This window comes from Thalassoroseus pseudoceratinae, assembly GCF_011634775.1.
GTDB lineage: Bacteria > Planctomycetota > Planctomycetia > Planctomycetales > Planctomycetaceae > Thalassoroseus > Thalassoroseus pseudoceratinae.
This window is the reverse complement of the sequence record NZ_JAALXT010000005.1, coordinates 620061-636190: the sequence shown is the minus strand read 5'-3', so window position 1 is coordinate 636190 and position 16130 is coordinate 620061. Positions and strand designations below refer to the sequence as shown.

Here is a 16130-nt window from a genome sequence, read left to right as displayed (position 1 = left end):
TCAGTATGCGTGTCGTCTGTTCATTACGCTGTCAGCATTGTTGGTAAGTTGCACAATGAGGACAGTCATAGCGAATTCCGGGTTCAGGGGGAAGCGGACTTCCGTCCCCGAAATCCGCGGAACCACTTCAAATTGAAAGAAGACAAGCGTGTCGGCGAGCATCATTGACGGCAAAGCCATCGCAGCGAAGCGACGGGAACAAATCGCCACGGAAGCCAAAGCGTTCACCGAGAAAACCGGGGTCAAACCGCATTTGGCCGCGATTCTCGTCGGAGACGACCCCGCCAGCGCGGTTTACGTCCGCAACAAACAACGGGCTTGTGAACAAGCGAATATCCAGAGCACGCTGCATCGGTTGACCGCCGAAACGACCCAGTCGCAACTGCTCGATCTCATCGCCGAATGCAACGCCGCCGCCGATGTGCACGGAATTCTTGTTCAGTTGCCGTTGCCGTCGCACATCGAGGAAAAAGCCGTATTGGACGCGGTGATCGCGACGAAAGATGTCGACGCCTTCCATCCGGAGAACGTGGGGTTGATCGTGCAAAACCGGCCCCGGTTCCTGCCCTGCACGCCTGCCGGTGTGCAGATTCTCTTGGAAGAAAGCGGCACCGAGACGGCCGGGAAACATGCTGTTGTGCTCGGACGCAGCGAAATCGTCGGCAAGCCGATGGCGATACTCCTCATGCAACGCGGTCCGCTGGCGAATGCGACGGTAACGGTTTGTCATAGTCGAACCGAGAACCTTGCCGAGATCACCCGCACCGCCGACATTCTGATCGCTGCCATCGGGAAGCCCAAGTTCGTTACCCAGGACATGGTCAAACCCGGTGCGACCGTGATTGACGTCGGCACTAACCGCGTTGATGGCAAACTCGTCGGCGATGTCGACTTCGAGCCCATCAAAGAAATTGCTACCGCCATCACCCCCGTCCCCGGCGGCGTGGGACCGATGACGATCGCCATGTTGCTCCGAAATACCCTGACGGCGGCACAACTTGCCACCGCGTAAGTTGAGACAAGTTTCCGCTTGTCGGTGTTCGTCCGGGTTTTGTCGGTCCGGTCATCGAGAGTGCGTCACGAAATGTCGAACACATCGAAACATCACGGTCATCAATCAAAGATCGCCAGACACAAACACGGGGGCGAGTTCCAGCCGACGCAACTCATGCATGCAAGTCGATAACGATGCAATACGGCGGCTCCAGATCAGGACGGTTACACTAAAGGCTCGAATGAGTCGTTTGTCTCAAACTCAACAACTAGTTGACCGCGATTGGTTGTGACACTGGTTGTGATACGAAGAGTGAGAACGATATGGATATGCAGAAGATTCAGAGCCTTTTAACGGAAGAATTACAAAGCTGGTTTGAGCTGGCAGTCAAGAACTTGCCGAACTTGGCTGTGGCTTTAATTGTCTTTGTCATCTTCTATTTTTTGGCCAAGATCACTGCACGTGTTTTCGGAAAAGTTGTCGCGAAGATCACGTCTTCCGAAAGCGTGCAAAACCTACTGACTTCCATCGTCAAGATTAGTGTCATTGTCGTTGGGCTGTTTATTGCCCTTGGCATCTTGGATCTCGACAAGACCGTGACATCGCTCCTGGCCGGAGCGGGAGTCATCGGGTTGGCGTTAGGTTTTGCGTTTCAAGATATCACCGCGAACTTCATCTCTGGAATCTTGATCGCGTTTAATAAGCCTTACCGGATGGGGGATATCGTCGAAGTGGGCGACTATCTGGGCAAAGTCACATCGATCGATCTTCGGACAACCACAATCACCACGTTTCAAGGAATTGAAGCTCTTGTTCCGAATCGGATGCTGTTCACCGATCCCATCAAGAACTACACGAACATCCCCGAGCGAAGAATTGATTTAGCAGTTGGCGTTTCTTACGGCGATGATTTGTCGAAGGTCGAAGCGGTCCTTCTCGAAGGTCTTCAAGATCTGCCAAACAGATTGAAAACGAAGGATATCGACGTCTTTTTCACGGGTTTTGGCGGCAGCTCGATTGATTTGGAAGTGCGAATTTGGGTTCAGTATTCCGATCACCGGAGCTATCTCGTCACACGTAGTGAAGCGATCAAGCTGGTGAAAACGATCTTTGATGACAACGACATCATGATCCCCTTCCCAATTCGCACATTGGATTTCGGTATTCGGGGCGGAGAAAAACTCTCTGAGATGAACCTCGACAGTTAGAACGAATCGCACGTTCGCTTGTTAAGACGCGAACGACTCCCGCTTCAAGACAGCGACCGGTTATCGTCGCTATCGTTAGTGTTCGGCGGTGCTTGTCAAACCGAATTCCGACCGGTGTGTCGTACTAGGTTAACGATCACCGAGTTGCCGAACTGGCGGTGGCAGATGTAATCACTTTGATGGGGTGATACCGACAGTTTTCAAGTTCACGATCCTTCTGGCGGTTCCCAGAGTTCGACTTTGTTGCCATCGGGGTCGATGACCCAGCCGAACTTGCCGAATTCGGAATCTTCGGTTTTGTCATCGACTTGGCAACCTTCTTCTCGAAGCACGGCTAGCAAAGCGTGCAAATCATCGACGCGAAGGTTGATCATAAAGTCGGCTTTGCTCGGCTCAAAATAGTCGGTCTTCTCTTTGAACGGACTCCAAACCGTCGTGCCGACTCCGGATGGGTTGTCGGGCGTTGCCCACTGAAATGTCACGCCACCCCAGTCTTGCACATCCATCCCCAAGTGCTTGCGATACCACTCACCGAGTGCTTTTGGGTCAGGGGATTTGAAGAATACACCGCCGAAACCGGTCACTCGTTTCATGTCTTGGCTTTCGTCTTGAGAAAGGTCTTTCGCTGTGACTACTCGGTTCGCGTGCCGTTCCAGATTTTGATTCCGCCGGTGTCGTCGATGGAATAGAGTCGGGTGCCATTGGCGTTGAAGGCCACGCGGACGACGGCATCGCTGTGTTTGTCGAGGACAAGGCGTTCGTTTCCGCCGGCCACTCCCCAGAGTCGCACGGTGTCGTCGTCGCTGCCGGTGGCGAGGAGTTGTCCATCGGGGCTAAATGCCAAGTCCCGAATCATGCGTGTGTGCCCCCGCAGGAATGTGGTACGGATTGGGTCAGTATCAAAATTGACGCACACCACGACGGGGTCGACATTCTTCGACTGCCAATAGTTCCGCCGCATATTTTTGGGGCCAAAGAAACCGGCGAAGGCGAACTGATTGCCCTTCGGCGAAAACGCGGCAACGGTGGTTCCATACCATCGGCGGTTGTCCAGAATTTCGTCCTTGCCAAGCTCATCAGTCGAATAACGGACGCCTGGTGAATTGGCGAGTTCGATGAGTTGATATCCCGCGACGAATTGAAAATCGTTCTTGTCTTGTGAAATCTCCCGTTGAAACGGCACTGCAATCCATCGGTCGGTTGCCGATCGAATGACAGGTTGTTCGCTGCTTTCGATCGGCGGGATTCGGCAATCGAGTTCGATATCCAGTTTTCGTGAGGCGACATTCCACCGCAAGACACGAACGCCGTCCGCGGATTGTGTCGTGCCGATCACGTGCCCATCATCGTTGGTGAAGGACAAACTAGTCAACTTTTCGCTTTTGGGGACAATCGGCACTTCACCGATCGCGGTACCAACGGTGAGAACATCGACGTATGGTTCGAGATCGTCGGTCTCGGGACCAAAGAGAAATCCGACGAAACCGGCAGCGGGCGGGCGGTCGACCGTGGTCATCGTCAATGCATAAGGCTCGGTGAGCGATGGCGAAACCAGCTTCCGATTGTCTGACGAGATCGACAGGCACCCGTCAAAATGCGACGCTCGGCCGACCCACTGAAACCGTGGTCGAGCCGCACTCACGAAATTGAATGGCGCTTGCCCGGCCCGCCACCGATCCAACCGGAAGGCCGCTTGCTCGGGGACACGGCTGACCACGTATAAGTCACCATTGGTTTTGGAGAACGCCATCGCTTCAATGCCGGGCGGATAACTCACGTTGTAAACCGGCTTGTCCGCCACCGATTGGAGGTCAAACACATTGACCGAAGTGGGCTCGGCCAACACGAGAAAGCGACCATCGACGAAACGCACTCCCACCCCGCCGGCTAGTTCCAAGTACGATTTGAACGTAGGCGGGTCCACGTACCGGAGATGTTTCGAGTCTGAATTCTTCTCGGGACCGGAGGCATTCCACAGATAGAACCAGTCAAAGCCCCGCACATCGACCTGTCCGTCTTCCGGAATCAGTGCCGAGAGGTGAGTTCTCGCCAGCGATTTGTTGTTGTCGTCCAAAGCGGATTGGGCGTTCTTCAGCGAAAACTGATAAGTCTTCCAACGCAGTTCGGTTTCCCGTTTCTCTGCCTCGGCTTGCAGACGCTCCGCGATTTTGCGTTGTTGTTCCGCGTCGAGCAATGCCTCCTCGACTTTCGCCTTCTGTCTTGCCAACTGATCGGCATTTGCTGTCGCTCGCGCTTCGGCTTCAAGGGCAGACTTCTTTGCGACTTCCGCTGCCACTCGTTGTTTCTCGGCTTCCTGTTTTTGTTTCTCGGCGATTGCCGCGTTCTCTTCGGCTTCGGCTTCCCGTTTCATCGCGGTTGCGAGGTTCGTCTTGGCAACCTTCTCGGCTTGAGCGGCTTTTTCGGCGTTGCGTTGAGCGATGGTGAAATTCGTGCGAGCCGTCTTCCATTGCCAAAGAATTCCCAGCAATCCCAGGAATGTCACGAGCATTACCATCCCGATCAATCCGCTGATCGCCGGGTTATGGCGGCTCCATCGGACAAACCGTTGTGGCAACGACAGCGGACGAGCGAGGATCATCTTGTCTTCCAGCCAGCGTTCCAAATCGGCGGCCAACTCTCCGCAATTGACGTAGCGATCTTGAGGACGCTTGGACATCGCTTTGAGGCAGATGGTTTCCAAGTCGATCGGCACACGTGGTTCGATGGAACTGGGCTTTTCCGGCGGTTGCGACAGCACATTCGCAATGACAACCTGAGGAGGTCCGCTAAACGGAATTTGACCGGTGAGCATTTCGTAAAGCACGACACCAACAGCGTATTGATCCGTCGCCGGACCAACGTCGTCTTGCACACCGCGAGCTTGTTCGGGCGACATATACGCCGGGCTTCCGAGCACACTGCCTTCCCGCGTTTGCTTCTCGGATGCTTGCTCCAAACGGGCGAGTCCAAAATCCATCAACTGCGGTTCGTCGCGTTCGTCGATCAACACATTTTGCGGTTTCACGTCTCGATGGATAATGCCCATCTGATGCGCGTATTGCAGGGCTTCGGCAATTTGCTTGGCAATAAGGGCGGTTCGTCTTGGTTCGACCGGTTTGTGATCAATGTGCGCATCGAGCGTCTGGCCGGAGATGAATGCGGAGGCGATGTAATAAAGCCCTTCCGCGGTCTGTCCCGCTTTGAACACCGGCACGATATGTGGGTGCCGCAACCGAGCGGCCGCTTTGGCTTCCCGAAGAAATCGTTCGCGAGCTTTTTTGGAATCCAACGTGTGAGCTTGCGGAAGTTTCAACGCAACCGGTCGTTCTAACTCGGGGTCGGTCGCTTTATAAACCGTGCCAAACGCCCCCTGCCCGAGCACTTCGTCAATTCGGTATCCCCCGACGACCCTCGGTGGCGATGGCGTGCTGTTACGGGACGGCTGGCGTTCCGATGACCGCGTCCCGGATGACTTCGGCAAGATCGTCACATCTGCGGACCGGCTTGTTGAAGCGGTGGCCGCATCGACTGGGCCAATCATCTTTCCGCAAAAACGACAGCGCACACCTCGTTCGAGTTGGTGCTTCGTGACGCAAAACGATTCTCCACATCCAGGATGCGGGCAAGACATGGCCACGGTCATACGTTGGAATCTCCGTGTTCAATCGAGCTGCTTCGGAGTTTGTTGAATGGTTGCATCATATCACGTGGGTGACGCCTGGGATACGACGATTACCGCGATATCAGTCCGCACTTTGCTCCATGCCCAATGCGGACTGGCAACCTCTACCCACATTGATAAATGCAAAGCAGCAGGATTGTTCAACAAGATTCCCACGGACGTTAGATGAATAGATCAACTAACCAACATCAAAGCGGACACCAAAAACTGCAATTCTTGGTGTCCGCTTTGATGGAACTTTGTGTACGAGCCGGGCGGTCAACCTCATCTGAAACTCAACTCCGGCTATCGTTGCGGCTTGAGTCTCAGAATTGCTTGGACCGGGTAATGGTCCGAAGGATGCTTGCCGTTTTCGTTGGTGTAGTTGATGCTGGAATTCAGTGTGGTGAAGTCTTGTGAGTGCAGAATCCAATCAATTCGCGAACCCTCACGATGTCCAACCCACCGACTGAATGTCGCTTCGTTTCGGCTGCGTTCAGGATAGCTTTGCCGATAGGAATCCACGAGCGGCTTGTCGTCATCGTTGGGGCCTTGTACCAACGCTTGATACGGTTGTCCATCTTCGGTGGTGTTGAAGTCACCAGTGATAATCACAGGGATGCCTTGGCGTTCCAATTTGTCGACCTGACGACGAATCAACCGGGCTGACTCCAGCCGAGCTGACGGCCCGCGATGATCGAAATGAGTATTAACGAAAACAAATTCCGAACCGTTCGACTGCAAGTCTTCAAGTTTCACCCAAGAGGCCATGCGGGGCAGTGAGGAATCCCAACTTTTGCTGCCCGGCACATCAGGGGTTTCACTTAACCAATAGAAACCCGAATCAATCACTTTGAAACGATCCTTCCGATACATCACCGGGACATACTCACCTTCTTCAGTTCCATCTTGGCGGCCGACCCCATGAAACCCATATTCGGGAAGTTTCTCTTTCAAGAATTCCGCTTGGAACTTGAGTACCTCTTGAGTGCCTAGTAAATCCGGGTTGAACAATTCGATCGTTTCCCCGACTAGGTTGGCTCGATGTTTCCAATGGTTCTCACCGTCGTTAGCCGCACCATAGCGGATGTTGAAACTCATGACTTTGATCGGTGCGTTGTGACTTGCGCTGTTCGTCTTTTCTTGAGCGGATAATGTCATTGGATCTATCGTCATGACTATGACTGCTACCAAGACGACCCAAAACCGAAGGTGAAACTGTTGTGCAGATGATAACATGTCGGCGTGTTTCTTGTGACTAAACAATATCGAGTATCTCGTAGTCAAGCCCAGCGATTTTGCGGGGAAACGTAGTTGACCAAGTTGTGATACCGGTTTGAATTTCGTGTGATGACTGTGCAATCTTTCGGTGAAGAATTGCTAGCCAATCGACGCAAAATCTGTATGGACAAACAGTTTACCGTAGCCATGGTTGGAATTGTAGAGAGTACAGATCTGCATTCTGGATGTGGAATCTTAGGCGGACGGATTTCCCTTTGAGTGTGCTAATATCGGCGCTCTTTTTCCATGTCACGGTCTTGGAGATGGCATCTCCAGTGAGTGGTGTGCAATCTTTGATGTCATGTCCTGCAATTGGCTGACCGGAGAGGGTTTCAATACCAACGCGAACGGATCCGTCATCATTGCTAGTCTTGTAGTTGAGGACGAGGCGTTCTGCGAGTTTGCCGAGCTTGATCGGTTTAGTGAGTAACTCACCACCTTTCTGACCCGCATGAATCGAAACAAAGCCGTCCTTGCGATATTCAAACCGTCTGAGTCGGCTGTCGGGGCCGGTATAGTAAGCTTCGGTTGCATAAACTGATAAATGATTGGGGCGACTGGGAAGTTCGACCACTCCCCAAGCCATGTAGTTGCTGCGATTGCCTCCGCGATCTTTTGGGGCGGATTCCGGAATGACCGGATCGAGCCAACGACGGAACGTCACCCCGTCCCGACTGGACATAAACGTTGGTTCCACTCGTTGGCCCTCGGCTGGCAAAAATCGGGTGGGGAAACCGATCAGAATGTGCGGGGCGCGTGGGTCGGGCAAAACGGCGTTGGTGTAGAGATGTTGGTCGGGTGTGTCGGGATATTTCAGTAGCTGTGGTTTGCTCCAGTGAATCATATCCTTCGAAGTGCCCGTCATAATCGCACGGATGCCGTTGGTGAAGATGCGATGATACTCCCGGTACTCTTTGGTGTGACGATCCCAGAAAGCGAGGTTTTGGGAGTCAAAGGCCCCGGTGGTGATGACAGGTTCCGGGTGCATCAATTTCCAGTGGATCGCATCGGGCGACTGGAACACGTACAGACCACGTTTGCCTTGCGGGCGACCGCGAGAGATGCCTTTGTATTTCGCATCAGCTGGGCAATCAGGGTTTTCGTCCTTGAATGCGGCGAAACAATGCGTCCCGATGCCGTCCCAAACGATGTTGTTCTCGGTCGAGCCGTTGAACTCGAACAGTCCGAGGTTCGGTTTCGTCCAATGAATGCCGTCTTTGCTTTCGGCGTAGCATGTCACCTCGGGGTGAGTGCCTTTTCGTGTTTTTTCATCGAAGTGGGAACCGCGGTAGTACATGCGGTACCGGTCGGAATCCTGGAAGATTGTGTAATACGCGCAGGTGTTGCCTTCCCATGGCTTGTCCGTGACGAGGGAAACTTCTTTCGGCTCCGGTTTTTGGAGTTGCTGCGAGAGATCGCCGTTCATCGACTCGATGAGAAATTCGTCAACGAACGGTTCCAACCGTGTCTCGAGCGAAATTGGTTCGGCGGCATGACTCAAACCCGCTAACAGATACAAAGCAACCGCCGACTGAAAAAAATGATACCGCATACTGGGACTTTCCTGGGCCTGGGGATGACAACGGGACACTTCAAACTTATCATAAGAGTTGTTTGATCCGAAAGGCAGTCGTACGGCTGGGAATTGTTTCGCGCAACAGTTCGAGACGCCATCGGCTGCAGTTAGAAAAAATTAAAGCCCATGAGTAAGTTCGCGACGGCTTTCGTCATTTTGACGCTGCTCGGCGGGTCTGTCCCGGCCGCCGAAGATGCCAAGAAACCTGGCACGCCCGCAACCGACGAGGGAATTCGTTTCTTTGAGACCAAAATCCGGCCGCTGCTGGTCGAGCATTGCAACGACTGTCACGGTGAGGATTTGCAAGAATCGGCACTGCGGCTCGATTCGTTGCAGGGCATTCTCACAGGGGGCAAAGCGGGACCGGTGATCGTTCCCGGCAAACCGAAAAGCAGTTTGCTGCTGACGGCGGTGGGCTATCAGGACAACGACCTCAAAATGCCACCGGATGATAAATTGTCCGATCGGCAGATCCAGGATTTGACCCGCTGGATCGAGATGGGGGCTCCGCATCCGGACAGTGGAACGGTCAAAGTCACGCAACCGCGGAACCAAATCGACATCGAAGCCGGCCGCAAGCATTGGGCGTTTCAACCGTTAGCGCAGCCGGCCGTTCCGACGCTCGACACGCCCACCAAAAACCCGATCGATGCGTTTATCAACGCTCGTCTGCAAAAGAACGATTTACGTCCACTTGCTGCCGCCGACAAACGCACGCTCATTCGCCGAGCCACATTCGATTTGACTGGTCTCCCGCCAACGCCAGCGGAGATTGACGCTTTTCTCGCGGATGACTCAGACGATGCGTTCGCCCGACTTGTCGATCGGTTGCTGAGTTCGCCGCACTATGGCGAACGCTGGGGACGGCATTGGCTCGATGTCGCTCGGTACGCAGATTCGAACGGCTTGGACGAAAACGTGGCCCACGGGAATGCGTGGCGGTATCGGGATTACGTCGTCAATGCGTTCAACAACGATAAACCGTACGACAAGTTTGTAATCGAACAACTCGCAGGGGATCTGCTCGACTCCGGCGACGATTGGAAACTTCGTCACGAACGGTTGATTGCCACCGGTTACTTGGTGCTCGGTCCGAAAGTGCTGGCCGAAGTCGACAAAGCCAAGATGGAGATGGACATCGTCGACGAGCAACTCGATACCGTCGGTCGCAGCCTGATGGGGTTGACGCTCGGTTGTGCTCGCTGTCATACGCACAAATTTGATCCGATCGGGCACGACGATTACTACGCCCTTGCCGGCATCTTCAAAAGTACCCGGACGATGGAAACCTTCAAAACCGTCGCCAAGTGGTACGAAAACGAGATTTCCACACCGGAGGAGTTGGCGCGTCAGAAAGAGCACGAGCAGTCGGTTGCCGAGAAAAAACAGACCATCGAAACACTCGTGGCGACCGCGAAAAGCGAACTCAAGCCGCCCATGGGCGAGACGGTACCCAAGGATGTCGAGAAGCGATTTCCCGAGAAAACTCAGGCGGAATTGAAGAAGCTCCGTGAGGAACTGAAAACGCTGGAAACCAATGCGCCGAAACCGTCCACGGCGATGGGCGTCACCGAAGGCGAGGTCGCTGACACTTCGATTCACCTTCGCGGAAGTCATCTCACGTTGGGTGACGTTGTTCCGCGACGATTTCCCCGCGTGTTAGCGGGTGACGAACAACCACCGATCCCCGAAGGACGCAGCGGTCGGCTGGCATTTGCCCGTTGGTTGACCGACCGTAACCCGCTCACCGCCCGCGTGATGGTCAACCGAATTTGGCGATGGCATTTCGGTAGAGGATTGGTCGAAACAGTCGACAATTTCGGACTCCAAGGCGAACCGCCAACGCATCCGGAATTGTTGGATTGGCTCGCGATTCGGTTCATTGAAAGCGGTTGGTCGATCAAAACGATGCACCGTTTGATTATGTCTTCCGACGCCTACCAACGACAAAGCGGTTTCGATGATCACAACGTTGCTGTGGATGTCGGAAACCAGTTTTATTGGCGGTTCGATGTGCAGCGTCTCGATGCCGAAGCCATTCGGGATGCGTTACTCGCCGTCACTGGCACACTCGATCCCACAATTGGTGGAAGTTTGCTGCAACACAAAAACCATGAGTTTGTGTTCAATCACACCTCACAGGATAAGTCGGAGTATCTCTCCATTCGGCGGCGGTCGATTTATGTGCCGGTGATCCGCAACCACCTGTACGACATGTTCCAACTTTTCGATTACACCGACGCCAGCGTTTTGAACGGGAACCGCGAGACCAGCACGATCGCACCGCAAGCGTTGTTCCTGATGAATTCCGAACTCGTCGACGAACTCACCACTGCGATGGCGAAGCGGTTGCTCGATGAGGAACCGACAGATACCGACCGCATCGGGCGTCTGTTCACACTGGCTTACGGTCGTCCCGCGACGGATGCCGAAGCCACACGATCTCGCCAGTTTCTCACCCAATTTCAATCGCTGCTGCCCGAACAGACGGACGAAGCAACAACGCACGCATGGCAGGCGTTGTGCCAGGCGATTGTTTCCTCCAGCGAGTTCATTTACGTGCGATAGCGATAGCCTCCATTTGCCTTCCGCTCTCCCCCCGATCTGCAAGAGATCAGAACCATGCTTTCCCGACGACAACTTCTTCAACGATCCAGTGCCGGATTCGGTTCGCTGGCCTTGGCCTCAATGTTGGCTGACGAAGCCCGTGCCGCCAACTCTTCAAACAAAACCGGCGAGTTCGATTCTCCGCACATTCCCGCCAAAGCGAAGCGAGTCATCTTTCTATTTATGAAAGGTGGCCCGTCGCATATGGACACGTTCGACTACAAACCGCAGCTGCAAAAAGACGATAAAAAGCCGCTGCCGTTCGAGAAGCCGCGAGTGCAGTTCGCGCCGACTGGGGAACTGCTCGCGTCGCCGTGGAAGTTCAAGCAATACGGCGAAAGTGGCATTCGCGTGAGCGAATTGTTTCCGCACGTCGCCGAATGCGTGGATGACATGTGCATCATCAATTCGCTTCATGGCACAAACCCGGCTCATGGTGGAGCGAGTTTAAAACTCCACACCGGTAGCGACACATTCGTGCGTCCCAGTATGGGGGCGTGGGTGAATTACGGGCTCGGTACGGAGAATTCGAATCTCCCCGGTTTCATCACGATCTGCCCCACGCTTGCTCATGGGGGAACGAAGAATTGGAGTTCCGCATTTCTTCCGGCGGCGTACTCTGGCACACCGCTGGGCAATGCGAGTTTGTCGTCCGAACAGGCTCGAGTGAAGTACATTCAGAACGCGAAGCTCAGTCGAAACACACAGCGGTTGCAACTCGATTTGATGCAATCACTCAACACGGGTTTCCAAGAACAAACCGGACCGAACGCGGCGTTGGAAGCTCGGATCAAATCCTTTGAATTGGCGTTCCGAATGCAAACGGAGATGCCGGCCGCACTCGATCTCGCTGCCGAAACACAAGCGACCCACGAACTCTACGGCTTAGACAATCCAACGACGGCGGATTTCGGTCGACAATGCTTGATGGCACGGCGGTTTGCCGAACGCGGTGTGCGGTTCGTACAGATCACGCATAGCAACACCGAAGTGCAATGGGATCAGCATGGGAATCTCAAGAAAGGTCACGAACAGAATGCCGGGGAAGTCGACAAACCAATCGCCGGGTTGCTGCGGGATTTGAAAGCCCGCGGGTTGCTCGAAGACACGCTCGTGCTTTGGGGCGGAGAATTCGGCCGCACACCGACGTGCCAAGGAAAAGGCCACAACGGACGCGATCACAACCCCGAAGGTTTCACGATGTGGCTCGCTGGCGGTGGCGTGAAGACCGGCATTCAATACGGCTCCACCGACGAATACGGCTACTACGCCAGAGACAACAAAGTTCACATTCACGACTTGCACGCCACGATGTTGCATCTGCTGGGGATGGATCATCTGCGGCTGACGTACCGTCATGCCGGTCGCGATTTCCGCCTGACCGACGTTGCCGGCCACGTGGTGCACGACATCATCGCCTAAATCGAAGTGGCCAGTTTCTGGGGCGAGGGTGACCACCGGGATCGCCTTCAATCCTGAGTCACCACGCGACACAACGAATCACTTTCAGAAAACTCACTCGCTCCATGTCCACCACCGTTGCCACAATTGATGATGTCCGCCAGGCGGAGCGAGTTATTCGGGAACACATCTCCCCTGCCCCGCTGATTCGCTCCTACGCACTCGAAAAAGAGCTGGGCCTGCCCGCCGATCGGCGGGTTTGGTTGAAGGATTACGGCTGGACGCCGGTTGGCTCCTTCAAGTTGCTCGGGGCTCTCAACTGGATGGCGAACAATTTGGAGCGAATCGGTGATCGGCCGGTGGCGGCTCATTCGTCGGGCAACTTCGCCTCGGGAATTTCCTTCGCGGGGATGCGGTACGGCAAACGCGTGATCATCGTGATGCCGGAAACCGCACCGAAACGGAAGTTTGAACTCACACGGTCTTTCGGAGCGGAAATTCGAACCTACGACATCGCCCGAGATCATGAAACCGGCGAACGGGACCGGCTCACGCGGCAGATCGCCGAGGAAGAAAATGGCGTGCAGGCGTCGCCATACGATGACAATCACGTCATCGCAGGGAATGGCGTTGGTGGTTTGGAGATCGTCCAAGAATTGAAACGCCAAGAGCGGACCGTCTCGCAATTTGTTTGTCAGGTGAGCGGTGGCGGTTTGATGGCGGGACATGCCTTGGCCATCGCGGACGGTTTCCCGGAAGCGAAAATCATCGGCGTTGAACCGGAGCACGCGGACGATTTCCGTCGATCGCTCGCATCCGGCGAACGAACACGCATCGATCTTCCCAAAAGCATTTGTGATGGCTTGCTCTCGTACGATGTCGGCGAACACAACTGGCCGATCCTCAAACAGCACGTCCCGCAATCGGTTACCGTTCCGGATCAGCAAACCAAACAGGCGATGAAGTGGCTGTACGAGCATCACGGCGTACGGACCGAACCTTCTGGTGCAATCGCAACCGCCGCGGTTCTCACCGGCGAGGTGAAACCGGACGGCAACGGTGATATCGTAATAGTCCTCAGCGGCCGGAACGTAGATGAGGAACAATTTCAAACGTGGATCGGTGAAGCACACTGAGCCAAATTCCATCGAGTTTTCAAGTCAACCCAATCGACACCCAACGAAGTGAAACTATGAAACGAACCCCACAATTTGCCCTGTCGTCACTCATTCTTCTGGCTACACTCGCGGGGGTTCTTCCGTCGCAGTCCACAGCCAATGCAGAAACGCCTCCCGGATTCACGCCGTTGTTCAATGGCAAAGACCTCACCGGTTGGAAAGGCTTGGTAGGTAACCCGAAAACACGGGCGAAGATGTCACCCGAGGAATTGAAAGCCGCTCAGGAAAAGGCCGACGAAGTGATGCGAGAACACTGGACCGTCAAGGACGGCGTGCTCGTGTTCGACGGCAAAGGTAAGAGTCTTTGCACGGCCAAGGACTACGGTGATTTCGAAATGTACGTTGATTGGAAGATTCTCAAAGGCGGCGACAGCGGGATTTATCTGCGAGGCACACCGCAGGTGCAGATTTGGGATACCGAATACGAACCGTACTTCCGTCACGGGGCCGAGAAAGGCTCTGGATCGCTGTGGAACAACAAAAAGAATCCGCGGTTCCCGTTAGTGAAAGCCGACAACCCCGTGGGCGAATGGAACACGTTCTTCATTCGCATGGTGGGTGACAAAGTCACGATCAAACTCAACGGGAAACTCGTCGTCGACAACACCGTGCTGGAAAACTATTGGGAACGCGATAAACCGCTTTACTCCACGGGGCAAATCGAACTCCAAAACCACGGCAACACGTTGTACTTCCGCAATCTTTACATTCGGGAACTGTCCGACGAAGACACATAAACCGACAATCGTGATCGTCACTCGTACTGCATCTCAACAAACGCATTTCCGCCAACTCACAGAGGAAACAGCATGTCTCAAACGACAACTCGTCGTTCGTTCCTGAAGTCCGCGACTCTCGCCGGTGCCGCCATCGGCTTACCCGCCGCTTCCTATTCCAAAGTGTTGGGAGCAAACAGCCGATTGCGGATCGCAAGCGTCGGCACGGGCGGCAAAGGTTGGAGCGACTTGAGAGGGGTTGCCTCCAGTCCGCATGTGGAAGTCGTCGCACTGTGCGATATCGACAATTCCAAGAAGCACCTCGGTCAAGCGGCGGAGAAATACGAATCGGCCCGGACATTCGCCGATTGGCGAAAGTTGCTCGATCAATCGAAAGCGATCGACGGCGTGTTGGTGTCGACTCCCGATTTCATGCACGCTCCGATTTCTCTCGCAGCCATGCACTTGGGCAAGCACATATTTTGTCAGAAACCGCTCACGCATACCGTGCACGAAGCTCGGCAAATGCGATTGGCGGCCGAGAAGTACAAACTCGTCACGCAGATGTGCAATCAAATTCAGTCTCACACCGCGTATCGCACCGCCGTGCATTGGGTGCATTCCGGATTGATTGGGAAGGTCAAAGAAGTTCACTCTTGGCAAGGCGGCAAACCCGGTTGGCCGCGACACATGGCCCGCCCCGAAGGAAGTGATCCCGTTCCGAAGAACGTGCGGTGGGACCTTTGGCAAGGCGTGGCTGCGGAACGGCCCTACAAAGATGGCTTGTATCACCCGTTCAATTGGCGAGGCTGGCAAGCCTACGGCACCGGCCAACTTGGTGACTTCGGATGCCATATCTTGGATCCGGTATTCAAGTCCTTGAAACTGACGTCGCCCACAAAACTCACCGCCGAAGCCCCACCATTGTTCCCCGAAACTTGGACCGATCGTGCCACCGTGCGATACGAGTTCCCCGGCACCGAATACACCACTGGGCCGAGTTTGAAAGTCACATGGTACGACGCCGTTAACGTGCGACCGCCACGTGAAGAACTGACCGGTATCCCATCCGATTATCGGCTGCCGAATGCCGGCTCGGTGCTGGTGGGCGAGAAAGGTTCGCTCGTCATTCCGCACGTTGCCATGCCAAAAGCATTTCCCGCAGAGAAGTTCACCGCGGACGACTTGCCGATCGTCGAAGGTGTCAACCACTACACGCAATGGGCAGATGCTTGTCGAGGTGTGGGTGAGACAACTTCGCACTTCGATTACGCGGGCCCACTCACGGAGACCGTACTGCTTGGAACCATCGGTATTCGTTTCCCCGGTCAAGAACTGACCTGGGACGCCGACGCAATGGAAATCACGAACCTCAAGCCAGCTCAACGTTGGGTCACGAAGCATTACCGCAAAGGCTGGCAACCCACTTGGGTTTGATGCGGTGAGAGACTAAGGCGATCTTGATAAATCGCGAGGGGCAGCGTTTGAAAAAACGTTGCCCCTTTACG

Annotated in this window: 11 protein-coding genes; 7 read left to right on the top strand and 4 right to left on the bottom strand. The window is 54.6% G+C overall.

What is annotated here, in order from left to right; genetic code table 11:
• Positions 1-148: 148 nt before the first annotated feature.
• Together G6R38_RS20225 and G6R38_RS20220 are read left to right on the top strand one after the other, a co-directional pair.
• Positions 149-1012, top strand: coding sequence for a bifunctional 5,10-methylenetetrahydrofolate dehydrogenase/5,10-methenyltetrahydrofolate cyclohydrolase (locus tag G6R38_RS20225; protein WP_166830523.1), 864 nt, complete (start codon positions 149-151; stop codon positions 1010-1012).
• 311 nt (positions 1013-1323) lie between these two features.
• Entirely contained in the window at positions 1324-2202 is an 879-nt protein-coding gene (locus G6R38_RS20220; RefSeq protein ID WP_206028651.1) for a mechanosensitive ion channel family protein, read from the top strand.
• A 206-nt stretch (positions 2203-2408) separates the two neighbouring features.
• On the opposite strand, the gene G6R38_RS20215 is transcribed toward G6R38_RS20220, so the two are convergent.
• The 4 genes from G6R38_RS20215 to G6R38_RS20200 all read right to left on the bottom strand — a co-directional run bounded on the left by G6R38_RS20215 (position 2409) and on the right by G6R38_RS20200 (position 8696).
• Positions 2409-2795 (bottom strand): VOC family protein, encoded by a 387-nt coding sequence (locus G6R38_RS20215; RefSeq protein ID WP_166830519.1) that lies wholly within the window; start codon positions 2793-2795, stop codon positions 2409-2411.
• A gap of 38 nt (positions 2796-2833) precedes the next feature.
• Positions 2834-5743 (bottom strand): protein kinase domain-containing protein, encoded by a 2910-nt coding sequence (locus G6R38_RS20210; RefSeq protein ID WP_166830517.1) that lies wholly within the window; start codon positions 5741-5743, stop codon positions 2834-2836.
• Between the two features lie 426 nt (positions 5744-6169).
• Complete coding sequence (locus tag G6R38_RS20205) at positions 6170-7024, bottom strand: endonuclease/exonuclease/phosphatase family protein (RefSeq protein ID WP_206028650.1); 855 nt, start codon at positions 7022-7024, stop codon at positions 6170-6172.
• A 256-nt stretch (positions 7025-7280) separates the two neighbouring features.
• Positions 7281-8696, bottom strand: coding sequence for a glycoside hydrolase family protein (locus G6R38_RS20200; protein WP_166830513.1), 1416 nt, complete (start codon positions 8694-8696; stop codon positions 7281-7283).
• 150 nt (positions 8697-8846) lie between these two features.
• Here G6R38_RS20200 and G6R38_RS20195 point away from each other — a divergent pair, with 150 nt between their 5' ends.
• From G6R38_RS20195 to G6R38_RS20175, 5 genes are all read left to right on the top strand, one after another.
• Positions 8847-11288: a PSD1 and planctomycete cytochrome C domain-containing protein gene (locus G6R38_RS20195; protein ID WP_166830510.1), complete on the top strand. Its 2442-nt coding sequence runs from the start codon at positions 8847-8849 to the stop codon at positions 11286-11288.
• A 54-nt stretch (positions 11289-11342) separates the two neighbouring features.
• A complete protein-coding gene (locus tag G6R38_RS20190) occupies positions 11343-12749 on the top strand; it encodes a DUF1501 domain-containing protein (RefSeq protein WP_166830507.1) in 1407 nt (468 codons plus the stop codon).
• Between the two features lie 104 nt (positions 12750-12853).
• Positions 12854-13864, top strand: coding sequence for a threonine ammonia-lyase (locus G6R38_RS20185; protein WP_166830503.1), 1011 nt, complete (start codon positions 12854-12856; stop codon positions 13862-13864).
• Positions 13865-13920: 56 nt separating this feature from the next.
• Complete coding sequence (locus G6R38_RS20180; RefSeq protein ID WP_166830499.1) at positions 13921-14643, top strand: 3-keto-disaccharide hydrolase; 723 nt, start codon at positions 13921-13923, stop codon at positions 14641-14643.
• 72 nt (positions 14644-14715) lie between these two features.
• Positions 14716-16059: a Gfo/Idh/MocA family protein gene (locus G6R38_RS20175; protein WP_166830494.1), complete on the top strand. Its 1344-nt coding sequence runs from the start codon at positions 14716-14718 to the stop codon at positions 16057-16059.
• Positions 16060-16130 lie beyond the last annotated feature (71 nt).